General features: G+C 62.5%; 25 protein-coding genes, 1 tRNA gene and 1 riboswitch. Of the genes, 15 read left to right on the top strand and 11 right to left on the bottom strand.

Annotated elements, in window-relative coordinates; all coding sequences use genetic code 11:
• Positions 1 to 196 precede the first annotated feature (196 nt).
• Positions 197 to 1,507, top strand: a complete 1,311-nt coding sequence (locus tag ACZ1JX_RS15995) for a M20/M25/M40 family metallo-hydrolase (RefSeq protein ID WP_465124497.1) — start codon at positions 197 to 199, stop codon at positions 1,505 to 1,507.
• Positions 1,504 to 1,692 carry a DUF1289 domain-containing protein gene (locus ACZ1JX_RS16000; protein ID WP_465124498.1) on the top strand — a complete coding sequence of 63 codons (189 nt, stop codon included), beginning with the start codon at positions 1,504 to 1,506 and terminating at the stop codon, positions 1,690 to 1,692. The genes ACZ1JX_RS15995 and ACZ1JX_RS16000 overlap by 4 nt, the downstream gene beginning before the upstream one ends.
• Here the strand turns inward: ACZ1JX_RS16000 and ACZ1JX_RS16005 are convergent.
• Positions 1,665 to 2,999 carry an alginate export family protein gene (locus ACZ1JX_RS16005; protein WP_465124499.1) on the bottom strand — a complete coding sequence of 445 codons (1,335 nt, stop codon included), beginning with the start codon at positions 2,997 to 2,999 and terminating at the stop codon, positions 1,665 to 1,667. The two genes, ACZ1JX_RS16000 and ACZ1JX_RS16005, sit on opposite strands and share 28 nt — an antisense overlap.
• Before the next feature lie 89 nt (positions 3,000 to 3,088).
• Positions 3,089 to 3,291: riboswitch (yybP-ykoY riboswitch) on the top strand.
• Positions 3,292 to 3,304: 13 nt separating this feature from the next.
• On the opposite strand from ACZ1JX_RS16005, the gene ACZ1JX_RS16010 reads away from it, so the two are divergent.
• Both ACZ1JX_RS16010 and ACZ1JX_RS16015 read left to right on the top strand, forming a co-directional pair.
• Positions 3,305 to 3,880, top strand: coding sequence for a TMEM165/GDT1 family protein (locus tag ACZ1JX_RS16010; protein WP_465124500.1), 576 nt, complete (start codon positions 3,305 to 3,307; stop codon positions 3,878 to 3,880).
• A gap of 38 nt (positions 3,881 to 3,918) precedes the next feature.
• A complete protein-coding gene (locus ACZ1JX_RS16015) occupies positions 3,919 to 4,410 on the top strand; it encodes an MmcB family DNA repair protein (protein ID WP_465124501.1) in 492 nt (163 codons plus the stop codon).
• Here ACZ1JX_RS16015 and ACZ1JX_RS16020 read toward each other — a convergent pair.
• Complete coding sequence (locus ACZ1JX_RS16020; protein ID WP_465124502.1) at positions 4,407 to 4,802, bottom strand: hypothetical protein; 396 nt, start codon at positions 4,800 to 4,802, stop codon at positions 4,407 to 4,409. The two genes, ACZ1JX_RS16015 and ACZ1JX_RS16020, sit on opposite strands and share 4 nt — an antisense overlap.
• A gap of 432 nt (positions 4,803 to 5,234) precedes the next feature.
• Between ACZ1JX_RS16020 and ACZ1JX_RS16025 the strand changes: the two genes are divergently transcribed.
• Positions 5,235 to 5,311: transfer RNA gene (locus ACZ1JX_RS16025), tRNA-Arg, on the top strand.
• A gap of 146 nt (positions 5,312 to 5,457) precedes the next feature.
• On the opposite strand, the gene hisI is transcribed toward ACZ1JX_RS16025, so the two are convergent.
• The 9 genes from hisI to ACZ1JX_RS16070 all read right to left on the bottom strand — a co-directional run bounded on the left by hisI (position 5,458) and on the right by ACZ1JX_RS16070 (position 14,216).
• Positions 5,458 to 5,865 carry a phosphoribosyl-AMP cyclohydrolase gene (hisI, locus tag ACZ1JX_RS16030; protein WP_465124503.1) on the bottom strand — a complete coding sequence of 136 codons (408 nt, stop codon included), beginning with the start codon at positions 5,863 to 5,865 and terminating at the stop codon, positions 5,458 to 5,460.
• A 146-nt stretch (positions 5,866 to 6,011) separates the two neighbouring features.
• Positions 6,012 to 6,299 carry a hypothetical protein gene (locus tag ACZ1JX_RS16035; protein WP_465124504.1) on the bottom strand — a complete coding sequence of 96 codons (288 nt, stop codon included), beginning with the start codon at positions 6,297 to 6,299 and terminating at the stop codon, positions 6,012 to 6,014.
• A gap of 229 nt (positions 6,300 to 6,528) precedes the next feature.
• A complete protein-coding gene (locus ACZ1JX_RS16040) occupies positions 6,529 to 7,455 on the bottom strand; it encodes a glycoside hydrolase family 130 protein (protein ID WP_465124505.1) in 927 nt (308 codons plus the stop codon).
• On the bottom strand, positions 7,455 to 7,718 hold the full coding sequence (locus ACZ1JX_RS16045; protein ID WP_465124506.1) for an SDR family oxidoreductase: 264 nt from the start codon (positions 7,716 to 7,718) through the stop codon (positions 7,455 to 7,457). Before ACZ1JX_RS16045 ends, ACZ1JX_RS16040 begins: the two co-directional genes overlap by 1 nt.
• Positions 7,719 to 7,994: 276 nt before the next feature.
• A complete protein-coding gene (locus ACZ1JX_RS16050) occupies positions 7,995 to 9,341 on the bottom strand; it encodes a dihydrolipoyl dehydrogenase family protein (protein ID WP_465124507.1) in 1,347 nt (448 codons plus the stop codon).
• A gap of 239 nt (positions 9,342 to 9,580) precedes the next feature.
• Positions 9,581 to 11,578: a glycoside hydrolase family 15 protein gene (locus ACZ1JX_RS16055; RefSeq protein WP_313922127.1), complete on the bottom strand. Its 1,998-nt coding sequence runs from the start codon at positions 11,576 to 11,578 to the stop codon at positions 9,581 to 9,583.
• 2 nt (positions 11,579 to 11,580) lie between these two features.
• Positions 11,581 to 12,387 (bottom strand): SDR family oxidoreductase, encoded by an 807-nt coding sequence (locus tag ACZ1JX_RS16060; RefSeq protein ID WP_313922128.1) that lies wholly within the window; start codon positions 12,385 to 12,387, stop codon positions 11,581 to 11,583.
• 170 nt (positions 12,388 to 12,557) lie between these two features.
• The gene (locus ACZ1JX_RS16065; RefSeq protein ID WP_313922129.1) at positions 12,558 to 13,151 is read right to left on the bottom strand and encodes a DUF3231 family protein; all 594 of its coding nucleotides are present in this window, start codon (positions 13,149 to 13,151) and stop codon (positions 12,558 to 12,560) included.
• Between the two features lie 588 nt (positions 13,152 to 13,739).
• A complete protein-coding gene (locus ACZ1JX_RS16070; RefSeq protein WP_465124508.1) occupies positions 13,740 to 14,216 on the bottom strand; it encodes a MerR family transcriptional regulator in 477 nt (158 codons plus the stop codon).
• A gap of 217 nt (positions 14,217 to 14,433) precedes the next feature.
• On the opposite strand from ACZ1JX_RS16070, the gene ACZ1JX_RS16075 reads away from it, so the two are divergent.
• The 10 genes from ACZ1JX_RS16075 to merA all read left to right on the top strand — a co-directional run bounded on the left by ACZ1JX_RS16075 (position 14,434) and on the right by merA (position 21,554).
• The gene (locus ACZ1JX_RS16075; RefSeq protein ID WP_465124509.1) at positions 14,434 to 14,604 is read left to right on the top strand and encodes a hypothetical protein; all 171 of its coding nucleotides are present in this window, start codon (positions 14,434 to 14,436) and stop codon (positions 14,602 to 14,604) included.
• A gap of 139 nt (positions 14,605 to 14,743) precedes the next feature.
• Positions 14,744 to 15,382, top strand: a complete 639-nt coding sequence (locus ACZ1JX_RS16080) for a hypothetical protein (RefSeq protein WP_465124510.1) — start codon at positions 14,744 to 14,746, stop codon at positions 15,380 to 15,382.
• A 178-nt stretch (positions 15,383 to 15,560) separates the two neighbouring features.
• On the top strand, positions 15,561 to 16,127 hold the full coding sequence (locus ACZ1JX_RS16085; RefSeq protein WP_465124511.1) for a sigma-70 family RNA polymerase sigma factor: 567 nt from the start codon (positions 15,561 to 15,563) through the stop codon (positions 16,125 to 16,127).
• Positions 16,114 to 16,755, top strand: a complete 642-nt coding sequence (locus ACZ1JX_RS16090; RefSeq protein ID WP_465124512.1) for an NrsF family protein — start codon at positions 16,114 to 16,116, stop codon at positions 16,753 to 16,755. The genes ACZ1JX_RS16085 and ACZ1JX_RS16090 overlap by 14 nt, the downstream gene beginning before the upstream one ends.
• A gap of 147 nt (positions 16,756 to 16,902) precedes the next feature.
• Positions 16,903 to 17,607, top strand: a complete 705-nt coding sequence (locus tag ACZ1JX_RS16095; protein ID WP_465124513.1) for a tRNA-dependent cyclodipeptide synthase — start codon at positions 16,903 to 16,905, stop codon at positions 17,605 to 17,607.
• Between the two features lie 527 nt (positions 17,608 to 18,134).
• Complete coding sequence (gene merB, locus ACZ1JX_RS16100) at positions 18,135 to 18,773, top strand: organomercurial lyase MerB (RefSeq protein ID WP_465124514.1); 639 nt, start codon at positions 18,135 to 18,137, stop codon at positions 18,771 to 18,773.
• 320 nt (positions 18,774 to 19,093) lie between these two features.
• Positions 19,094 to 19,507, top strand: a complete 414-nt coding sequence (locus ACZ1JX_RS16105) for a mercuric transporter MerT family protein (RefSeq protein ID WP_465124515.1) — start codon at positions 19,094 to 19,096, stop codon at positions 19,505 to 19,507.
• 31 nt (positions 19,508 to 19,538) lie between these two features.
• On the top strand, positions 19,539 to 19,853 hold the full coding sequence (locus ACZ1JX_RS16110) for a cation transporter (RefSeq protein WP_465124516.1): 315 nt from the start codon (positions 19,539 to 19,541) through the stop codon (positions 19,851 to 19,853).
• A 10-nt stretch (positions 19,854 to 19,863) separates the two neighbouring features.
• On the top strand, positions 19,864 to 20,124 hold the full coding sequence (gene merF, locus ACZ1JX_RS16115) for a mercury resistance system transport protein MerF (RefSeq protein ID WP_465124517.1): 261 nt from the start codon (positions 19,864 to 19,866) through the stop codon (positions 20,122 to 20,124).
• Entirely contained in the window at positions 20,121 to 21,554 is a 1,434-nt protein-coding gene (gene merA, locus ACZ1JX_RS16120) for a mercury(II) reductase (RefSeq protein WP_465124518.1), read from the top strand. The genes merF and merA overlap by 4 nt, the downstream gene beginning before the upstream one ends.

Below are 21,554 nucleotides of genomic sequence, written 5' to 3' on the forward strand. Positions count from 1 at the left end.
AGACCGTTCGTCCGGGGCGGATTTCTGCTTGCACAGCGAAATCTCACGCCAGCACCCGGATTGCAGCGGATTGCCCGCCGCCGGTCTTGCTGCGGTGCACATAGGGACGAGTTCCCGATAAGGCAAGGAAATTCGGGCAAAAGGCGGTTGCATGGTCCGCACGAGGTCGCCAACGTGCCCGCCAAAGGAGCGGGTCATGCGTGTGTTCTTCGGGTTTGCCACTGGTCTGGCCATGCTGTGCAGCACGGCCCACGCCGCGCCATCAGGCAGCGACGCCAAGATGATCGCCACGGTCGATGCCGAACAGGCGCGCACGCTGGGGTTGCTCGAAACCATGGTCAACCAGAACTCGGGCAGCCGCAATCTCGAAGGCGTGCGCAAAGTGCGCGATATCGTCGTGCCCGAATTCACTGCGCTTGGCTTCACTTCGCGCTGGATACCGATGGAGCAGACCGGGCGGGCCGGGCACCTCGTGCTTACTCACAAGGGCCGCAAAGGTGCCAAGAAGCTCCTGCTGATCGGCCACCTCGACACGGTGTTCGAACCCGATTCCCCATTCCAGCGCTACGTCCTCAATGGCGACAAGGCCACCGGCCCCGGCGTCGGCGATGACAAGGGCGGCATCGCGGTGATCGTCGCCGCCGTCCGCGCCATGCAATCCGCTGGCACCCTGAAGTCCGCCAATATCGAAGTGTTCCTCACCGGGGACGAGGAAGAGGCCGGCTCCCCCACCGATGTCGCCCGCGCCGATCTCGTCGCTGCGGCCAAGGCCGCCGATGTCGCGCTCGATTTCGAAGGCCTCAGCCGCGAGAACGGGCGTGACATGGGCTCGATCGCCCGCCGCTCCTCGCAGAGCTGGACGCTGACCGTCGAGGCAAAGTCCGGCCACTCCAGCGGCGTCTGGGGCGCAAATGCGGGTGATGGCGCGATCTACGCCGCCTCCAAGATCGTCAATGCTTTCCGCGAGGAACTGCCCGAGCCCTATCTCACCCTCAACGTCGGCCTGATCGCGGGCGGTGCCGAAGCCGAAGTGGCGGAAGACAATGCCCACGTCTCGGCCCAGGGCAAGACCAACATCATCGCGGGCAAGGTCGTCGCGCGCGGCGATCTGCGCACGCTCAGCCCCGAACAGAACGCCGCCGCGATGCGCAAGATGGAATGGATCGTCGCACGCAGCTATCCGGGCGTTACCTCTGCCAGGATCGAGTTCAGTGAAGGCTACCCGCCGATGGCTCCCACCGATGGCAACAAGGCGCTGCTCGCCAAGCTGAACACGGTCAACGCCACGCTTGGCCTTCCCGAAATGCAGCCGCTCGATCCGATGAAGCGCGGCGCGGGCGACATCAGCTTCGTTGCTGCATACATCGACGGCCTCGTCGGCCTCGGCCCGCACTCGACCGGTGACCATGCGCCGGGCGAAACGGTCGATGTGCCCAGCATCTGGACCCAGGCCAAGCGCGCCGCCCTGCTGATGACCCGGCTCTCGGCGGAGAAGTCCGCCAGATGAACGAAAGCGATCCGCCAAGTCCCTGCACCGGCGTCTGCAAGATCGAACCGGTCACCACGCAGTGCCGCGGCTGCCACCGCACGCTAGCTGAAATCACCGCATGGTTCACCGCATCGCCTGCGCAGAAGCACGCAATCCTGCGCAACCTTGCCGAGCGTCAGAGCGTCAGCGTAAGATCGATGTAGCCGTAAGTCGTGTTGCCAGTCGCCGGAGCATTCGGCGCATCACGCAGCAGCCCGCGCTTGAACAGAACCGCCGCCCCGCCGTCGATCTGCAAAATTCCCGGCACGATCCAGTGCCGCACGCGCCCTTCGATCTGGTGTCCGGCTAGACTGCCCGAAGCGCCACTCGCATCGCGTACGCCCGTTGCCGCAAACTGGTCGCGCCGGCTCTCCGCCCAGGCACTGCGCCAAGCCACGAAAGCGTCGGTCCGCTTTGACGGCGTCACTTCCAACCGCAGCGATGGCGAGACGATGTTGCTCCGCCGGAAGGGACCATAGAGCCCGTTCGGCCCGAACTCGAAGCGTCGCGCCGAATAGAGCGTGTCGAACCGCGTGAACTTGTCGGTCTTGCCCTTGTCCCCGCTCGCCGCATCGAACATCGCCACCAAGCGCGGCTTCCAGCCCCCCGCAAAGGTGTAGCCCGCATCGGCATGAACGAACCACGCGAAGACATCGAGGTCGGTCCGGTCAGCCGCCCCCGCCGTCCGCCGCGCTTTGCCGAACTGCATGGCGGCTTCAATGTCGTGGTCCCAGCCGCCAGCTTTTGCCTGAACGAAATGCCGCGCACCCACCGTCCCGATCCGCCGGTTCGCCGTCGCCAGCTTGACGCCATCGCGCTCGATCAGGCCGAAAGCATAGGGCTGAAGCGTTCCCCCAAGCACTTGCGGCAGCGTGCCATGCGCGCCGAAGAACACGACGTCGAAGTTCTCGCGATCCCACTTCACGCGATCCTCGCGAATGCCTTCCACGTCATCGGGCAGGCGCTGGTGGGGCAGGGCGAACAGGACGTCGAGCCTGCGCCCCTTGCTGCCGCCAAGCGCAAGATGCGCACCGGTGAAGGCATTGGTCGTATTGCGGAACCGCTGCCGCGCCACCATGCGCCGGTTGCCGAGGTCGAGCGTATAGCGCCCGAGCGTCAGCGCGCTCTTGCTGTCGAGCCTCACCGCGACGTTGGCCTGCACCAGTTCCAGCGCGTTGACCTCGCCGCTATTGGCCGAAGAGCGCGCATCCTGTCCCCAGGCCCGCGCGTCCCACATCTCGGCATTGAACCGCACCGGTCCCGTGTCGTAGCTCGCCGCCACTTCCGTCCGCAGCGATACCATCGTGTCGGTTGCAGGAGCAGGTGCCGGCCGGAACTGCCCGTCGATCGATTCAACCCGCAGCCGTGCACTGGCGGCGATGGTTAACGGCCCCGGTGCTTCATCGGCGGCCCGCGCTGCCGTCGTGCAGCACAGCAGCGCCACACCCAGCGCCGTGGGAGTCTTCTTCACTTGGCGTCTCCGTCGCGCCCGTGGTCGGGTAGCGTACGCGCAGGCCCTTAGCCCGCCCTTGCGCGCTGCGCCATAGGCCGCTAACGCGCCCCCACGTCACTTGGGGAGTAGCCACCGCTTCTTTTGAGCGGCCCTCAGCGTCAACATGCTTGGTCGAGAGGCCATGGCGCAGGCGGCAGGACCTACGAGTCAGAAGGCTCTGGTCCACCGGGCGAGACCAATGACAGCGAACCCATCGTCCGGGCCGGGCGGAGGGGTTAGCTGTCGTTGGCCTGATCGCTCCGCCCGGCCCCGGATATGACCCGATGCTAGAAGCCTTCACCACGTCCACCGCGATCGTCGCGCTCGCCGAAATCGGTGACAAGACGCAACTCCTCGCGATCATCCTCGCCACCCGGTTCAAGCGCCCGCTGCCGATCGTGCTTGGGATCTTGGGCGCGACGCTCGCCAACCACTTCCTCGCGGCCTTGCTCGGCGCGACCGCTGCCGCCTACCTCGATGGCCAGTGGTTCCGCTTCGCCGTCGCCATCGGTTTCGTCGCCATGGGCCTGTGGACCTTGGTGCCCGACAAGATGGACGAGGACGAAGCGCCCAGGCCCTCGCGCTATGGCGCTTTCCTCACCACGCTGGTCGCCTTCTTCATCGTCGAAATGGGCGACAAGACCCAGATCGCCACCATCGCATTGGGTGCGCGCTTTAACGATGCGCTTGCGGTCACCGCCGGGACCACGCTCGGAATGATGATCGCCAATGTCCCCGCCGTCATTTTCGGCAACGAACTGATCAAGCGCGTGCCCCTGGACGTCGTCCGCATGATCGCAGCCGCCCTGCTCGTCGCGACCGGCGTCTGGCTCTTCGTCCAGACGCTGGGCCTCTGGTAAGGCTTTACCTGTTCGGCATTTGTTCTTAGGCTGGCGGCATGATCGAATCAGCTGTCAGCCTCGATGTTGTCGAACGGGAATCCCGCGCCGTCGCGCGCGGGATCTGCCGCCTGTTCGCGCGCAACGATATCTGGTGCCTGCCGGAGATGCCGCTGCGCTCCGGCCGCCGCGCCGATCTCATGGGCATCGATGCCAAGGGACAGGTGGTAATCGTCGAGATCAAGGTTGCCCGCGCCGATCTGCTCGGCGATGGCAAGTGGACGGACTATCTCGATCATTGCGATCGTTTCTACTGGGGTCTCGCCCCGCATCTCGATCGCGCCGTGCTCGATACCGAGGATTTTCTGCCCCACGCCTGCGGGGTGATCGTTGCCGATGGCTATGATGCCGAAATCCTGCGCCCCGCGCCAACGATTCCGCTCGCAGCTGCACGACGCAAGGCCGAAGTCGAACGGCTGGCTCGCGCTTCGCTACGCCGCCAGTTGGTCGGTCTCGATCCCCATTGCGCAAGCTGGGGCGGTCAAGGTTAGGACCTACGCTTGATCCCCAGCGGGGGGATCAGCGCGATCAATCCCGCGCGCGCAACGAGAAACTCCTGCCACAGCGCTCCCGCCGCCGCTGCCGGTGACTGTCCCCGTGCCGAGACCGCCAGCAGCGCGGCGAGCCCCGGCTCCATGAACGCGGCCAGATCGTCGACGCCCTGCTTCGCCAGCTCGCAGCGCCAGCCGCCGGTATCGCGCATGATCGCCGGGAAATTGCGCACTTCGGGCTTGCGGATTTCGGGCTGCAATCCGGCAAGCGTGCAGACCAGCGCCGCCGCGTCGTGCAACGCCGACCACTTCATCGACATCGCATTGCCCGATGCATGGCCGAACTCGGCGCGTCCCGCCTTTGCCGGCGGGGCCGCTGACGAATCGCTCAAAGGGGAAGGCGTTGCGTGCATGCATCCGCATTAGGCCCAGCAGCGCTACCAAATTGCTAAGCCCGCTTGGCCGTTGTTCCCGCCTGCACAAAATCGCTGGCAAGCGCGCAAACGCGCTGCTAGGTGCCGGGTCGGCCCAGGCACCCGTAGCTCAGCTGGATAGAGCGTTGCCCTCCGAAGGCAAACGCAAGCTCTTCCTGCCGATCGAGGACGTCGTAAAAATCGAGCGAAACCAAGCGATTGGCAAAACTCGAAGGATGCACGAATATCGCGTTCGAGGTCGCGGAAGCACCACGGAAGCAAACCGAAAGGAGGTTGTGGAGTACGAATGGCGACAATCGGCCCGGCTTAAGCCCCGCTCCGATTGAGCCGATTCGATCGTTGAATTCGAGATTGACCCTGCTCGATCTCGGGCACTATCTGAACACCGATGCACCCGTAGCTCAGCTGGATAGAGCGCCACCCTCCGAAGGTGGAGGCCACACGTTCGAATCGTGTCGGGTGCGCCATCTCTCTTGATGGCCATAGAACCAATCGCTCGCTTCGCTCCCACTTTGCGCATGTAAACACACGGCGGCCATGGTTGCGGCTAGTGGCAGCAGGGTCGTCGTTGCCCGTCGGGTGCTGCCTCAGCGGGCATGTACAGCTTATTATCTCATTTCCGAGGCGGCCTCTCAGCGCGACAATGCCCGAGCGTGGGACGGCTAAGCGTCGGGCCCTCCGGCCCGGTCACGATTCGGCGATAGAAACAACTGGTTCGGCCGGTGTGACAACAGCCGCCGTCGCCCGCGACGCGCACCCTGAGCCAGACCACGTCCTGATCGCAGTCGATGCGCAATTCCTCGACCTGCTGGATCTGCCCGCTGGTTGCGCCCTTATGCCAGAGTTGCTGGCGGGACCGGCTCCAGTACCAGGCCCGGCCGGTCTCGATCGTCTTGTTCAACGCCTCCGCATTCATCCACGCCAGCATCAGCACCACTCCACTCGCGACATCTGTCGCGACAGCGGGGATGAGCCCGTAATCATTGAACCCTGGCAACAGGGTCGAGCATTCTTCGATCATCTCCGCGGGGTCCGCTCTTAGTGGGTCAGGTTGCTGATCTTCCAGTGGCATGTGGCATTTCTTGAATGGGACGTACCAGTTCTATGGATGTTCGTCCGGCCTGAGCGATCGCCACCGTGCGCTGCGGAACGCCCGGATTGTTGCGATTAGCGGGTCCGCCGTTCGTTCGCAGGCTTGACGACATCAAGCTCGACGTCCTGCCGCGCCTCAGATACATCGCATGCGCAAGTTGAGCCGGCGTCCACTCGACTGGATGAAGCCCTGCGCCAACGCATCACGGCGTAGCCGACGGCTGCGGCCAAGAACGCGAGCACGGCGATCAATGCAAGACCCTGTCCGCTAAGCCAGCCCAGGACACCACCTACTGCCGAGCCGATAAAAAGCGGCCCAAGGCAGCAAAGCGCGACCAATGGCGCGACGACAATTGCGGTCATTAGCCCGGCTGCTGGCTTTTCATTCACGACACCTCACTTTCCGCGCTGGTGGCGCTGCCAAGCCATCAGTGCGGCGCTGCTCGTTGGTTCACATTGAGGATCATCACATTAGAGCTGCTACACCCTGTACCGAGTACAGGGTCAATACCTAATTTTGATCCGATTGGCTGGTCGACTAGTTTCGCCGTCTGCGCCCGCGTTCCTGGGTTGGCGCATCGCCGACGAGCGACTAGCTACGTCGAACCTCCGCGCGAGCGAGCTCGGCGTCGTTCAACGAGTAATAGAGCCAGATGCGTCCGTCCTCGATGACTACGGAAGACGCAAAGGCAATGTCGGTCGCGGAGCGATCCTCGACCGGCGGCGGCGTCAGCAGCGGCTGGATGCCACGGCAGACGACGCGCGTGCAATCGCGGTCGAACGCAGTCCAGCCGATTCGCCAGCGCGCGTCCCGGGTCGCCCCATTGTAGAACATTACCGGCATGTCGGGATCGTCGAGCAACATCGGACCGGGCGACAAGTGCCAATTGTCCCAGCTATCCTCGCGCGGACGGAAGGGCGCGGACTGCTCTTCCCAAGGACCCGCGACGCCTGCGCCACACGCAAGCCCGATCAGTGAGGCGTCCTCCTCGGCGTATTCGTAAAATAGTCGCCAGCTGCCATCTGGCGCGCAGATCACCGTCGCTTCCTTAGTGTTGCCCTTGGTCTTCGATGAGGCGAGCGCGACGCCCTTCTTCTGGAGCCGATCGATGGCCGGACCCGCCGCATAGAGCATCTGCCCCGTCGCGAAGTCGTCGAGGACCCCCGTATAGTAGACTGTGTAACTGCCATCCGCCGAGCAAAGCGGGGTCGGATCCTCGCAGCCCCCAAAATCAATCGCGTCGGGACCGGGTCTGATCGCCGGTTTATCGGCCATCACAAAATGGACGCCGTCCTGGCTTTGCCCGTGCCAAATGACGCCCGTGTCGGTGAGCGGCCCGTCTAGTCTTGGTCGCGCCCGCATCAGCATCTCGTAGCCCCCGCTCTCGGTCTTCCAGACATAGGGACTCATATAAGCGCGGTCGGTCAGCGCCGGCCGGCCGTCAAGCGTCACCCGCTCGAGCCGCTCGACGTTGAAGTCCAGGGTGACCGGATTGGGGATGACCTTATCGCGGGCCACTATGCGCACCGCCCGGGAATAAACGACAGACCGCCGTCCGTGACAACCGACGCTCCGGTGACATAGGCTGCGGCGGGTGAGACGAGCCACAAAGCCAGCCCGGCGACCTCCTCCGACGTGCCTGCGCGAGTGGCGGGAATGTCGGCCTCCAGCGATCGACGATACTCGGTGTCGGCGATCGCGCGCTGGTTCTTCGGCGTTAGCATCACACCCGGATCGATCGACTTGACGCCGATGCCGTTGGCCGCGTGCTCGAGCGCCATCGTTTTCGTCGGCCGCTTCGATCGACACTGGGAAACTATACCGGCTTCCGACATCGCATGCATCCTTCGCGTTATCTTCTCCGCTACTCCGCTATGCCTACGCCACCGCGTAGGCACGGGAGAGAGGCATAGTGCGGACCCGTGATCACTCACCGACATTGCCGTTTCCGGTTGCCCTCTGGCCCGCATGTGCGACGAGGCCTGCCCAAGCTCGGCAAGCGCGGTTATCGTGTCGTCAAATGTGAGACGGCTCGAGGTTGGCACGCACGCCGGCATTCAGAGCATGTAGCCGATATCCGAGGCACCGGTGGGATACGCGAACATCGTCGTCTTCAGATTGTCGGCCGTTAGGTCGTGACGGATCGCCAGGGCAAACAGATTGATCACTTCATCGGCGTGCGGTCCGACAAGATGTGCACCTAGGATACGCCCGGTGTCGTCCTCCACCATCACCTTGAAGCCATAGGTCTTCTCTGCGGCCTGGCGAGCAGTAAACCAGTCGGACGCCTTCTGGGACTTGGTCTGGAATTTCAGGCCCTGCTGACGTGCTTCGTCCTCGCTCAGTCCGACAGCAGCGATCGGCGGAATCGTGAAGGCCACGCTCGGCACACCGCGATAGTCGGGCGTATGCCGATTGCCCTCCAGAAGATTAGCGGCGACCACCTTGCCGTCGTGGCTTGAGACCGGAGTGAGTGGTGGGCCCTTCTGTGCCGCATCGCCGGCGGCGTACACGGCCGGGTTCGAGACGCTCTGCAGGTGCTCATTCAGTTTGAGCCGGCCGTTCTCCGTCGCGATGCCGCCGGTTTCAAGATCAAGCGCGTCGAGCGCGGGCGCCCGACCGGCCGCATGAACAACAAGGTCGGCTTCAAACGTCGTGTCACCGCTTTCTGACGAGGCGCGAACGACAAAGCCAGCACCCTTCTTCTGGATTGTCTGTACTGTGGTCCGCAGGCGCACATCGATCCCGATCTCGCCGAATTTGTCCATGAGCCAGCCGACAAGTTCAGGCTCAAAGTGCGTAAGCATCCGCTCGCCACGTTGAAGGATGGTCACTTGCGCACCCGCGCGCGCGGCGATGTGGGAAAATTCCGACGCGATATAGCCGCCTCCCACCAGCACAATGCGTTGGGGTAGTCGCCCCATCGCTAGGAAATCCTCATTGGTCGCGAAATATTCTTCACCGGGAATGTTCAGCTTTATCGGTTCGGCGCCCGCAGCGATCAAAACGTGACGGGCTTCAAGGCTCTCGCTACCCACTGTCAGGCTGTTCTGGCCTACGAAACGCGCGTGACCGTGATAGGTATGGATGCCCTTTTCGTTGTAACGATGCTCGTGCTTTTCGGGGACCGGGTCGGTAAAGGTGCGCTTGAAGGCGATCAATTCTGGCCAGTCGATATGGACGTCGCCGGCAACGCCATTGCCACTCATGCGCCGGACATGGTCGAGAGCCGAGGCGCCGCCGACAAGCATCTTTTTCGGGTCGCAGCCCCGCAGTGCGCAGGTTCCCCCGAAAGGCCGGAAGTCGATGACCGCCACGCTCCAACCGGCGGCGCGCACTCGCATCGCGGCGACCATGGCCGCAGTGCCGGTTCCTATGATTATAAGGTCGTATTGGTTGGCCATTGGTCTCTCCTACTTGTTCGTCGTTCATCGTTTTGTATACGTGTTGCTACCATACGAACGTGGCGGTAACTCCGGGGAGAACACCCGCATGGACCGCAGCATCATCGTGCCTGCGCTGGCCGCACTAGTCGCAACAGTACGTTTTCGCTCCGCACGGGCTGGGAAAGTTCACCACAGCGCGCAGGTCTGTACCGCCTCGACGGAACGGGATTAAAGGTTTGCCAACCGGGCGGACATTCTCATAGGCCGCCACGCTGCGTCTCCGTATCTGGTCGCCCGGGCTGCGGCGAGATGGTGGGTTTCAAATCGAGAACAGAAGCACGCGAATTGGTTCGCGAGCCGTCGCCGTTGATGTCCTGCCAGATGGCCTCACGGGCGGCCGTTCGTTTCGCGCGATCGGCATGCGTTCCAGCGAGGGCTTCCACCCCCTTGTTCTCGTAGAGCTGCAAGTGAATGGCGCTGTTGATCAGAGCGAGATGCGTGAAAGCTTGGGGGAAATTGCCGAGAAATGCACCGTCGTGTGGACGGACCTCTTCCGCATACAGGCCGAGATCATTGCCCTTGTTTATGAGGCTCTCAAATAACGAGCGCGCTTCCACCGCTCTATCCAGCGCAAGGAGTGCATCAACCAGCCAAAAGCTGCAGATGAGAAAAGCGCCTTCGCCGCCGGGAAGCCCATCAGGGGTCCTGTAGCGCAGGACGTAGTCGCCCTCGCGTAGTCGCCTCTCCACGGCATCCACCGTGCGGGCTAGCAGGTCGGGCGGAACCGGGAGATCGAGCAGCGGGGCCAGCAAGAGTGCGGCGTCCGGTTCCCGGGACCCAAAAGCCTGCGTTAAGTAGCCGCCCTCGGGATCAATGCCGGAGCGCAGGACCGCCTGAAGCACGGCTTTCCGCTCGGTTTCCCAGATGGGATTTGGTCCCAGCAGACGGATCGAGCGGTCGAGGGCAACCCAAGCCATGAGCTTACCGTGAACATGATGCCGCGGCTCGCCGCGCATCTCCCAGATACCCTGATCGGGTTCGCGCCAATGAGCGGCCACATAATCGGCAGCGCCGCGGAGGATTTGCTTCAGAGTCGCGTCGAGGGGCTCACCAAGCGCGTGATGGAGAAGTGCCCAGTCCGCAATTTCGCCGTAGATATCGGCTTGCTTTTGGCGGTAAGCGGCATTGCCGACGCGGACAGGCCGGCTGCCGTCATAGCCATCGAGATGGTCCAGCCTTTGTTCGCGGAGCTCCGTCTCACCGCGAATACCATAGAGGATTTGCAGTCCAGGTAATGTCTGCACGCAGCAAAGGCGTAGGAAATCGCAATAGCGGCGGGCTTCACCGCTGTAACCAAGCGCCGCGAATGCTTGGAGCACGAAGGCGGAGTCTCGAAGCCAGCTAAAACGGTAATCCCAATTCCGTTTGCCGCCCGGTTCCTCGGGCAGGGACGTGGTAGGCGCGGCGACTATGGCCCCCGTCGGGGCAAAGGTGAGCAGCTTCAGGGTTAACGCGCTGCGCCGCACCGCCCCGCCATACGGGCCTTGATATTGGCAGCGGCCGCACCACTCTTGCCAGAAGGCGCACGTGATCTGCAGTAGTCGAGCGGCCTGACCAGCGGGGGCTGCGGTCGCGGCCGATACCGGCGCAAGCACGAAGGCAAGCCTTTCCCCAGCGGCGACTTCGATCGCTTCGTTGGCGGCCGTGACTCCTTTGGGCGCCCCTCGGCACATGTAAAGGGCGAAGGTTTCGAATGCGCACACATCCTGGGGCAGCTCGTCCAGGGCGGCGCCGTCGAAGGAGGCTTTTGGCGGACGATACTGGACCCTTATCGTCACGCGGCCCGCCACGCCTTCCACGATGCGCACCAGCCAGCCCGGAGCGGACAGGGTGACATAGTCGTCTTTCGTCGCAGCAGGCGCCCGGCCGACCGGCACAAAGTCAGTCACCGCAACGCGGCCGCCGCGAGTCGTCCAGACTGAGCGCAAAATGTTTGTATCAGGAAGATAGGCCCGCTCCACCTCCGCATCATCTTCGGGACAGATTTCAAAGACCGGGCCCTTTTCGGCGTCGAGGAGACGCCAGAGGACTGGGTCAGCGTCGAAGCGCTCTGGGCACCACCAGTCGATCCCGCCGTCGCGGGCGACTAATGCTGCGCCATGACAGTCGCCGATGAGTGCGTAATCTCGGATAGGAACGTAAGAACGCCGGCTCGACGCGGCCAAGGGTTCGGCGGATTTGTGTGGTGTCAACACGGTTAGCCGCCCTCCCGAAAGGCGGGATACAGCACCATCCCGCCATCCACGAAAAGGGTTGTGCCCACGACATAATCGGAGTCATCGGAAGCCAGCCACACCGCGGCCTGGGCCACGTCCTCGGGCTCGCCGACCCGGCCGTAAGGAACGAGCTTGAGCAGCTTCTCTTTAGCGGCTTCGGTTTCCCATGCCTCCTTGTTGATGGCCGTCTTGATCGCGCCTGGCGCGATAGCATTCACCCGGATCTTCTCCGCCGCTAGTTCCTGCGCCATTGTCTCCATGAGCAACTTCAGTCCGCCTTTCGCAGCGGCGTAGTTGGCATGTCCACTCCAAGGTATTGTTTGGTGGACGGAATTAGTGAAAATGATCTTGCCAAGCGCGGGTGAGCGGTCGGGACGAAGCCCCTGTTTGCGAAACCGCCTGACGGCCTCCTGCGCGCAAAGGAATTGGCCCGTCAGGTTGACGTCGATGACCATGCGCCAGTCATCCAGGGTCAGCTCCGTAAACGGGGCGTCGCGTTGGATGCCAGCATTGGCGACAACGACATCAATGCCGCCGAACTGATGCGCCGCCGCATCGAATAACCGATTGCAATCCTCAGAATTTGAAATGTCTCCCTGAATTGCTACCGCGCTGCCCCCGCGTGTGTTTATCTCTCCAACTACCCGCTCGGCCCCTTCGCGGTCCGACCTATAGTTGACGAGAACCAACGCGCCCGCCTGGGCGAAGGCCCGGGCGATCGCTTCGCCGATGCCGGTACTAGCGCCCGTTACCAATGCCCGGCAGTCCTGAAGTGCTCGGTCTCTCATACATGTTCCTCACTGAGGATGACGCGGCTCGCCGGCGCGGTCAGCTAACGCGTGGAAACTCTTCGGCTGCGGCAGCCAATGCGGCGCTGTAGGCCAGATGGCCAAGCAAACTTCGCATGTACGTTGCGCCCGGGCACTCTCGGTTCGATGCCCGAAGCCGCGCTCTGGCGTCACGGATTCGTTCCGGGATGACCGACATGCTGATTACCGATGATAGGAAGGGGTTTCAGGTGGCCGCTTTCTAGGGCCATCTCATATATCGCCACGTGCCAGCGATTGGCTCTGTGATAGTTGCGAATGAAGGCGTCGCGCACATCGGTGCGCTGGCTCATGATCGCGAAGTTGTCCCACAGCGTCATGAATCCGCGGATGGCGAACCATTGCGCGATCACGATGGCGCGGTCGTTGATCGCGTTCATGTCGACTTCGCGAATATCATCCGGACCCTTCGTTTCCTCCATGGGGGCGGGCAGCGTGTAGCCACCATCGTCAAGTATCTTTTTCATTTCCTGGATGTTCGGATTGCAGACGTCTTCGAGGTAAACTTTGATCGACTCTTTGATCTTCGGATCCTTGGCCGACCCGAGGTAAAGGTTGCATTGGCCCATGCACACGAACTCGCGAAGGTATCCCTCGGTCACCGCCACATACTCGCTGGCCGAGAGCGTCTGGCGCTGGCTCCGGGCCTGCTCGTAGTAGCGTTCGGCGTATCCGCTATAGGATGTCTTCCCTTCGGGGCGACCAATCTCGACCTGCTGAGCCATGACAGCTTCCTTTCATCCAGTTAGATTTTCGGGGTAATGGCGCGGCGGCCCTCATTGCGGGGACAGGAGGCGCAGCCGCGTTTGAAGTACCAGACGAAGCCGACTATTCCGAGTAGGGCTAGAACTCCAGCGGCTACCGGCCAGTAAGGCGTTATAAACGCGAGTGATACCCCGGAGAGCAGCAACAAAGGCAGCCCACAGCAGATGAAATGCAAGAACGCGAAAAGCATTATCTTCCCGCCTGAATTGCTTTGAGTGCCTATGGGCATGATTTCGACCAGTCCGCTTGAGGATATGCTATGCTTGCCCGGCTCAAGGAGATGGCCGCAGCTACCATAAAATTGGAAACACACCTGTAGCGGGTACAGGTTTCACGCGAATGAGACTTTTTTTGATGCCAGAGAGACTGAACTGGCGAGCTCAGCGTTCCCGCAGAGAAATTTAGCCCGCAGCCACGCTCAGCAGGCCAGATGGAATGGCGGCTCATACGTCACAGGGGGTTAGGCACGAACTGCTGCCGGTTGGGCCGCACGCACGGTCACTAAGCTGTCCCATCGGGCTGAAGACTGTACGGCGAGGTATGGCGCCTTAGCGATGGCCACGGGGACTTCTCGCCGGTTTTGTCCCTGGCTTTGCCGATCTGGCCGTAGGTTCGCGGAACAAGGTCTCGATGAGCGGGCATTCCGGCTGCGTGCCGTCTCCGCATTGAACGACGACGTTTTTGAGCACGCCCTCCATGCGCTTCAAATCGGCGATCTTCGCCCGCACGTCCTGAAGGTGGGTAGCTGCTACGGTGCTAGCTTCGGCGCATGGTCGGTCGCGCTCTTCTGCCAACCGCAGAAGCTCACGGATCTCTTCCAGGGAAAAGCCAAGTTCGCGAGCTCGCAGGACGAAGCGAAGGCGCCGTTCATGCGTCGAGCTGTAGGCACGATGACCACCCGAGGTGCGCGGCGGCTCCGGCAAGAGGCCAATCTTTTCGTAGTAGCGCACGGTCTCAATATTGCAGCCCGTGCGTTCGGCAAGCTCCCCCCTCTGGAGGCCTTTTACTGCTGCGTGACCGCTCATCGAATTTTCCTCTTGAACCTGTAGCGACTACAGCCCGTACCATACGATTCGAATCGAGTTTCGGCAACGGGAGTAAGGTCTGACGTGATGAGTGCATCGCTCCCCTCACCGGCGGCGACAACGCCTGCCACCGCGGATTTGCACGCGTCGGAACACGTTGCTGTGGAGCGGCGGCGCTTGGTTGCCGTCGGCGGTATTCCTCGGTGCGGTGGCCACCTTGTCCTGCAGTATCGGACCGCAGATCGTCTTCAGCCTCGGCATCGGAGCGGGGCCATGGATCGCCGACCTGACGGCGCTTGCGCCCTACAAGCCGCTGTCAGTGGCAGGAACGGCCCGGTTCCTCGACTACCACTTCTACCTTGGTCTGCTGGGAGCTCAGGGGGTTTGAGTCAAAGAAGCTTGCGCGCGGCCTCTCCCCGACGGCGTCGTGAAGTTTTAGTCGGGCTCAACGCCACTCAAACCCAAGGCGACGGCGCGCTTCAGCCGCGCGGCGCGGCCCGACGGCTGATCACAGGGGAGATTTGAATATGGCCGCCGTTACTGCCAATTTCGATGGCTCGATTTTCGATGGCTTTCGACAGGGTCAAACGTCCAGAGACTTCTGGCTGCCGCGCGCCCTGGCGCTTGCGGCGTGCGTGATCGGGCCTCTTCCCCTGATCCTTGACCTGAAATGGGGCGTGCCGATGTCGACCATCGGACCCATCTTCTGGCTGGCTTCGATCCTTCTCACCATCGCCTCCGTGGCACTGGCCAGACGGACCGGTGATCAACGCTTCGTCCGAACAGTCATCGTGGCCCTTCTGGCGGGCTATATGGCAACCGCCACCTACGACGCCAGCCGGGTGGCGGGGATGAGCGCCGGAATCGTCGCCATGGACGAGGCGCTCGACTTTGGGCGGCGCCTCACAGGGCAAGTTGCGCCCGGGGGCCATGGGTCCATGCATGCCGACGATCACGAGACCGGTCCCATGCGCGACGAAGCCGCGCCGCCTGTTCCGAGTCCAGCTGATGCGCACGGCTCGGCTGCCCCGCACGAGGAGCAAAAGCCCGAGGCGGGACATGCCGCAGAGCATGAGCGGATTTCCTTTCTTAGCCGAGGAGCGACCGTCGCCCTGGGCTACGCTTGGCATTATTGGAGCGGGATCATGTTCAGCCTCTCTTCCTGATGCTGTTTGGCGGACGGGGATGGAAATGGGCGGTACCCTACCTCGTGCTGGTGATTTATCCCGGCATGGTCTTCGCAATGGGGTCCCACACCGTTGCGAATTTCATCTGGGAAGCCGTCGGACACGCGGGCTTCGGTCTTACCTTGGGCATTGTAAGCAGCGCGCTCCTGAGCCGGGGATGAAACGTCAGGAAGGCGCCCTCAGGCTGATGATGGAACAAGCCCAGCTCGGAGATGCGACGGCTTACCGAACTCTTCTGGAACAGCTGAGCTCGCTGCTTCGCGTCTATATGAGGAGTAAGCTGACCCAAATGGGCCGGAACGTCGCCGATGCTGAGGACGTCGTCCAGGAAGTGCTATTGGCGGTGCACACCCGACGAGATACCTATGATCCCTCCGAGCCCTTCACGCCGTGGTTGTACGCGATTGCACGCTACAAGCTTATCGACCATCTCCGCCGGAGCAAGATGGCTCATGCCGAGGGGCCGCTCGTCGCGGCCGAGGCAATGTCGGACGGGTTCGACCATACGGCGGTGGAGTCCGGTATCGATATGGAAAAACTGCTTGCGACCATCCCCCAACATAGTCAGCGTGTCATTCGCGACGTCAAACTCGATGGACGAAGCGTCACCGAAGCCGCCGCTCGCGAAGGCATCACTGAGGCGGCCGCGAAAGTCCGAATCCATCGGGGACTCAAGGCTATGACTGTTGCCATCGGCGGGAGGTTACGGCGTGAAGACCGCTGATCTGATCAATCGGTTGACGGTCGATCTCAAACCCGTTGACTATCGTCGCGCGTCTCGCGCCTTGGGCCTCGCGTTTGCAGCGGGAAGCCTAACGGCTGTCGCCGCGATTTGCCTGACTCTGGGTCTGCGGCCCGACATTCGAGAACCCCACGCGCTTGGCTTTCTCATGCTGAAGCTTGTATTTGCGGCTGGCGTGGCGACCACTGCGTTCCTGTTACTGCTCAGGCTCGCCAGGCCGGGGCAAGCACGACGGTCGTCAAACCTTGTTGCGGTGCTACCTTTCGTCGGAATCGTATTGCTGGCGGCGCTGGATCTTTACGCAACACCCGACGCACAATGGACAGCTTTGATTGCTGGTCATGCGTGGCCGAAGTGCCTGGCGATCATCACGGTCATGGCCGCGGCGCCCTACGCCTTGATGGTGCTGGCGCTGCGCTGGGGGGCGCCCACAGAACTCTGGCGGACAGGCGCACTAGCAGGGTTGCTGGCGGGCGGGGTCAGCGCCAGCGCCTATGCCCTCGCCTGCGGCGACGACTCTCTGCCCTTCGTCGCTTGCTGGTACAGCAGCGCCATCCTGATGTGCGGCTCGATCGGCGGCATGCTCGGACAACGGCTTCTGCGCTGGTAGCTCGTCGCGAGGCCTCTGCCCCAGCGTAGAAATCGCCCGCAGCTTTCGCTCGAAACCGACATTCGATGTAACCGGCCGAGCCGCGCTTGCGAACTTATGTTTCGTAAGGCTGCCCGTCGGGGGCGGCTGAAGCCATTTGGATTTTGCATGCTCACCAATCCCGTAACCTTGCGTTGCTCTGAGCTGTTTGACAGCCGATCCCATGCTGTCATCGGCATCAGCCCCTTCAACAGCTACTTCTCAGAGATGCGAATTCTTGAACTTATCGGGTGGGCGAGCCGAAACTTTGCCGCTTTTCACCTCTATGTACCTGACAAACCCGCTGCGCTCACGCTTGAGGCGCTTGGATATTCACCGGCACGTGCAGAAAAGAAGGCGCGACGCCAAGCGAATTACCTCGAGAACAAGATCGCTCGCGCGCTTTCGACGTTGGGATTGGGGGACGAGCTCAGCACCATATTGTTGAACAGTCGCGTTCTGACGGACCATGCCGAATATTCAGTCTTGCATGCTCAGTATCAAAAGCGCTTCGCCTCCGACATCGAATTCCGAGAAGGTTGTCTTGAGAGCGCAGCATGGGTGCTTGAGAAGCATCCAGATCGAAAGGGCCCCTTGACGCCAACGGCGATCGAGACGGGCGCCCGCTACTTTCTCGCCGAAGTGCCGCTCTTTCTGGACACACCGCGGATTGTGGGCGTGCAGCGGTCGGTATTTTGCTACCATCAATGCCCTGCTTTTCTGCGCAAGCTGCTTGAGACACAACGCGGAGCGACAGCTAGCCCTAACCAGGGCTTTATCGAGGTCACTCCCCGTGTTCGGCTAGCGTCCATGGAAGTGTTGGAAACTCAGTGAGGCGGGCCGCGGAGAGTCGCCGGCCTAGCTCTCAGGCGGACCATCTTGGGCCGCGCCCTCCCGCTGCGCGGCGGCATTGCGCCATGCTCGGGCGCCGCTTGGTACCGAGGCGCCCAGGTGGATGCCCTCAGCATAGAGGAAGCTGACATCGTCGCTGCCCGTCTGGTCCGCCGAATCCAGGCAACGGTCGCACTCTCGGATGAGAGAGCAGGTTTGTTGAAGGCGAGCTTCGCCGGCATCCTCAAGGCACGTTTTATCCGCAGCTCTGATGCGCCCCGCACAGGCGATCAAAAGCCCCGCGATGAGCAACTTCGGGACATAGCGCGAGCACAACTTGGCGCAGCTGGAGTGTCAGCATTCGACGAGGCGCTTGCGAAGGGAGAGCGCCCCGCGCCCGGGGAAAAATAGCATCCTTAGTCGCGCGGCGCGGGCGACCACCGAGCAATCCGATCTAGGTCGCGGCCGCCGCCGGGCCATCCTCGACGACGTCAAGCAGCTTTCGTGCTGTGCAGCCTTAGGGAATAGCTATGAAACATACCCGCTACATCACCGAGATTGCAGAAGCTCTAACGCCGGCCAATCAGCCCGAAGGGTTCGGGGAACTGTTTGTCGTGCTGCTGCGTGAGCTGGCCAAGGGGCGTCCGGTTTCGCGAACGACGCTTGCCATAACCCTTGACTGGCCCGCAGAGCGAGTGAACGCCGTGCTCGAACGGACCACCAGTACCGAGTACGATAACGATGGGAATATCGTTGGGCATGGCCTCACCTTGCGCGAGACTTCGCATATCTTCGAGATTGACGGCCGCCGTCTATACGCCTGGTGCGCACTGGACACCCTAATGTTCCCGGCACTGATCGGCCAGACGGCGCGCGTCTCGTCGCATTGCGCCGCGACCGGAGCGCCAGTTTCTCTCACGATTTTGCCGAACGAGATACAGAATGTTGTACCGGCCGACGCCGCGGTGTCACTGGTTCTTCCGCAGGCAACGGCCGACATCCGTCAGTCCTTTTGTTGCCATGTGCATTTCTTTGCGTCGGTCGTGGCAGCGAAAGATTGGGCCTCCAAGCATGAAGGAGTGGAGATCGCAAGCGTCCAAGATGCCTTCCGCTTGGGCCAAGAGCTGAATCGGCATCTGCTGCAGACTATTCCATCGAGAAAATCGTGATGTCCTACTGCCCGGTATTCGTTTTGTAGGTGCGGATTACACTCTGCGAAATCTACCCGGGTAGCCCGCGGAGCAATCAAAGCGGGGCCAAATGGTCGCGCACCCGAAATCTCGTCTGGCCCACTATGCCGGCGTGAGCGTCGACGGGCGGAGGGGCGAGGGTCTTGCCCGACATGGCACTGGGCTGTTCTCGGGCCTGCGACATCCCGCGCGCGGGGCCCGAATCGATCGGGTCTTTGGCGGTCATCCAGCGCAGCGGCTCGTCCTGTCCCTTGGGAACTGCGGTTGCAGGGCTTTGAAAATATTGAGGAGAAAAAGGAATGAGTGAGTATGTTCGGACGGCCCCGGCGCGGGTGACCGGCAAACCCGAAGCAGGGACGTCGCAGGGCGGGCAAAAACTGTTGATGGCGGGCGGGATCCTGGCCGCCCTTGGCGCATCGTCCTGCTGCATACTGCCGCTTGTTCTGTTCAGCATTGGCGTGAGCGGGGCGTGGATCGGGAACCTGACTGCGCTTGCGCCTTACCAGCCTGTCTTTGTGGCCGCAGCGCTTGTCTTTCTCGCTGTGGGCTTCTGGCGCGTCTACCGCCAGCCGAAGGTGGACTGCGTGGAAGGCAGTGCTTGTGCTCGCCCGGGCGCGAGCCGGATTGCCAAAATCGGGCTGTGGGCAGCGACGGTGCTCGTCTGTGCAGCGGTGGCGTTTCCTTATGTTGCGCCTTTTCTTCTCGACCTCTGATGCAACCTCTCAAACCAGGAGACTTCTTACCATGAAAAACTTGTTTCGCACTGCAGTGACCGTCGCCGCCTTGACTCTCGCCGGAGGCGCTTACGCCGCCCCTCGGACCGCCACGCTGGCGGTTGAGAACGTCAGCTGCGTGTCCTGTGCACCGATCGTAAAAAGAACGCTCTCGCGCATCTCCGGTGTCAGCCAGGTCGTGGTCGTGGAGCGGGACGGTCGGGCCACGGCGACCGTGACCTTCGACGATGAGAAGGTCACGGCAGAGGCACTGGCCCAGGCGACCACGAATGCAGGCTATCCTTCGACCGTGACAGGCGTGAAGAGCGCGGCTCTCGCGCGCTGACGTGACCGCAATGAACAATCGCGCCCTTTTCCGAACGGGCGTCATCGGAGCGGTCGTGGCGGCGCTCTGCTGCGCGACCCCAATCCTTGGGATTGCGCTGGGAGCGATCGGGCTCTCAGCGCTGGCGAGCAAGGCCGATTATGTCCTGATCCCGGTTCTTATCGCCTCGCTCGGGCTGGTCGGGATCGGGCTCTACCGACGCAACGCATCTGCCCCGGCCGTCATCGACTGCTGTGAGACGGATAAGAACACAGGAAAGTCCAAGTCATGAGTGATTGCTGCGCTCCGAGCGCAAAGAACGGGAACGGCCGCTACGACCTCATCGTCGTCGGCGCCGGCTCGGCCGGGTTCTCGGCCGCGATTACGGCGGCCGAACAAGGGGCGCAAGTTGCGTTGATCGGTCACGGCACGATCGGAGGGACGTGCGTAAATGTCGGCTGCGTCCCATCGAAGGCCCTTATCCGTGCCGCAGAAGCGGTGCACCACGCCAACGCCGCACCCAGGTTCGCCGGTATCGCCGCAGAGGCGCGGGTGGATAACTGGGGTGCGCAGGTCGCCCAAAAGGATGCACTGGTCGCGGGTCTGCGTCAGGCGAAGTACGCCGATCTCCTGCCATCCTACAACAGCGTGGCATATCATGAAGGCCGTGCCCGCCTCGTCGATGGCGGCGTCGAAGCCGGTGGCAAGCGTTTCGCGGCGGATCGTATCATCATCGCCACCGGAACCCGGCCGGCGTTGCCCGCGATCCCGGGCATAGCGGACATCTCAATCCTCGATAGCACCACGGCGCTGGAGTTGACCGCGCTACCACGCTCGATGATCGTGCTCGGCGGCGGCTACATCGGCGCTGAGCTCGCGCAAACCTTCGCTCGAGTGGGAGTCGAGGTGACGCTTGTCTTCCGCAGCCGCCTCCTGCCGGAAGCAGAGCCCGAGATCGGGGCGGCGCTCGCCGGTTATCTCGCCGACGAAGGCATCAAGGTCGTGGGCGGTCTCACTTACGAGTCCATCCGTCGGACGGAGGATGGCGTCGCGCTCACGGTAGTTCGGGATGGACGTCCGGACACGCTTGCAGCCGAGCGAATTCTCGTCGCGACCGGTCGCGCCCCGAATACCGAAAACCTTGGCCTTGCAGAAGTCGGGATCGCCCAGACTCCCGCTGGCGCCATCGTGGTCGACGACCGGATGCGTACCTCCAAAGCCAGTGTCTACGCGGCCGGTGATGTGACGGGCAAGGACCAGTTCGTCTACATGGCGGCCTATGGCGCGAAGCTCGCCGCGAAGAACGCGCTTAACGGCGACAGCCTCCGCTACGACAATTCGGCGATGCCCGCAGTGGTCTTCACCGATCCGCAGGTGGGAAGCGTCGGTCTCACGGAAGCGCAGGCGCGTGCCGCCGGGCACAACGTCCGCACTTCCGTGCTTTCGCTCGACAACGTGCCCCGCGCGCTCGCGGCCCGGGATACACGCGGGCTGATCAAGCTTGTGGCGGACGGCGACACACGCAAGCTGCTTGGGGCACACATCCTTGCGCCTGAAGGCGCGGACAGTATCCAGACGGCGACGATGGCGATTCGTGGCGGTCTGACAATCGATGACCTCGCGGAGACGATCTTCCCGTATTTGACCACAGTCGAAGGGCTCAAGCTTGCGGCGCAGACATTCGACCGGGATGTCAAGAAGCTGTCCTGCTGCGCGGGCTGA

The organism is Novosphingobium sp. BL-A-41-Hi4A-0G, from assembly GCF_055521735.1.

What these genes read in the sequence shown, in the direction of transcription:
- ACZ1JX_RS16000 (WP_465124498.1), top strand. Translation starts at nt 1,504, where the DNA reads ATGAACGAAAGCGATCCGCCAAGTCCCTGCACCGGCGTCTGCAAGATC.
- merF (WP_465124517.1), top strand. Translation starts at nt 19,864, where the DNA reads ATGAACAATCGCGCCCTTTTCCGAACGGGCGTCATCGGAGCGGTCGTG.
- ACZ1JX_RS16065 (WP_313922129.1), bottom strand. Translation starts at nt 13,151, where the DNA reads ATGGCTCAGCAGGTCGAGATTGGTCGCCCCGAAGGGAAGACATCCTAT.
- ACZ1JX_RS16095 (WP_465124513.1), top strand. Translation starts at nt 16,903, where the DNA reads ATGCTCACCAATCCCGTAACCTTGCGTTGCTCTGAGCTGTTTGACAGC.
- ACZ1JX_RS16085 (WP_465124511.1), top strand. Translation starts at nt 15,561, where the DNA reads ATGAAACGTCAGGAAGGCGCCCTCAGGCTGATGATGGAACAAGCCCAG.
- ACZ1JX_RS16110 (WP_465124516.1), top strand. Translation starts at nt 19,539, where the DNA reads ATGAAAAACTTGTTTCGCACTGCAGTGACCGTCGCCGCCTTGACTCTC.
- ACZ1JX_RS16080 (WP_465124510.1), top strand. Translation starts at nt 14,744, where the DNA reads ATGGCCGCCGTTACTGCCAATTTCGATGGCTCGATTTTCGATGGCTTT.
- merA (WP_465124518.1), top strand. Translation starts at nt 20,121, where the DNA reads ATGAGTGATTGCTGCGCTCCGAGCGCAAAGAACGGGAACGGCCGCTAC.
- ACZ1JX_RS16060 (WP_313922128.1), bottom strand. Translation starts at nt 12,387, where the DNA reads ATGAGAGACCGAGCACTTCAGGACTGCCGGGCATTGGTAACGGGCGCT.
- ACZ1JX_RS16070 (WP_465124508.1), bottom strand. Translation starts at nt 14,216, where the DNA reads ATGAGCGGTCACGCAGCAGTAAAAGGCCTCCAGAGGGGGGAGCTTGCC.
- ACZ1JX_RS15995 (WP_465124497.1), top strand. Translation starts at nt 197, where the DNA reads ATGCGTGTGTTCTTCGGGTTTGCCACTGGTCTGGCCATGCTGTGCAGC.
- ACZ1JX_RS16045 (WP_465124506.1), bottom strand. Translation starts at nt 7,718, where the DNA reads ATGGCGCTCGAGCACGCGGCCAACGGCATCGGCGTCAAGTCGATCGAT.
- ACZ1JX_RS16050 (WP_465124507.1), bottom strand. Translation starts at nt 9,341, where the DNA reads ATGGCCAACCAATACGACCTTATAATCATAGGAACCGGCACTGCGGCC.
- ACZ1JX_RS16015 (WP_465124501.1), top strand. Translation starts at nt 3,919, where the DNA reads ATGATCGAATCAGCTGTCAGCCTCGATGTTGTCGAACGGGAATCCCGC.
- hisI (WP_465124503.1), bottom strand. Translation starts at nt 5,865, where the DNA reads ATGATCGAAGAATGCTCGACCCTGTTGCCAGGGTTCAATGATTACGGG.
- merB (WP_465124514.1), top strand. Translation starts at nt 18,135, where the DNA reads ATGAAACATACCCGCTACATCACCGAGATTGCAGAAGCTCTAACGCCG.
- ACZ1JX_RS16010 (WP_465124500.1), top strand. Translation starts at nt 3,305, where the DNA reads ATGCTAGAAGCCTTCACCACGTCCACCGCGATCGTCGCGCTCGCCGAA.
- ACZ1JX_RS16105 (WP_465124515.1), top strand. Translation starts at nt 19,094, where the DNA reads ATGAGTGAGTATGTTCGGACGGCCCCGGCGCGGGTGACCGGCAAACCC.
- ACZ1JX_RS16035 (WP_465124504.1), bottom strand. Translation starts at nt 6,299, where the DNA reads ATGACCGCAATTGTCGTCGCGCCATTGGTCGCGCTTTGCTGCCTTGGG.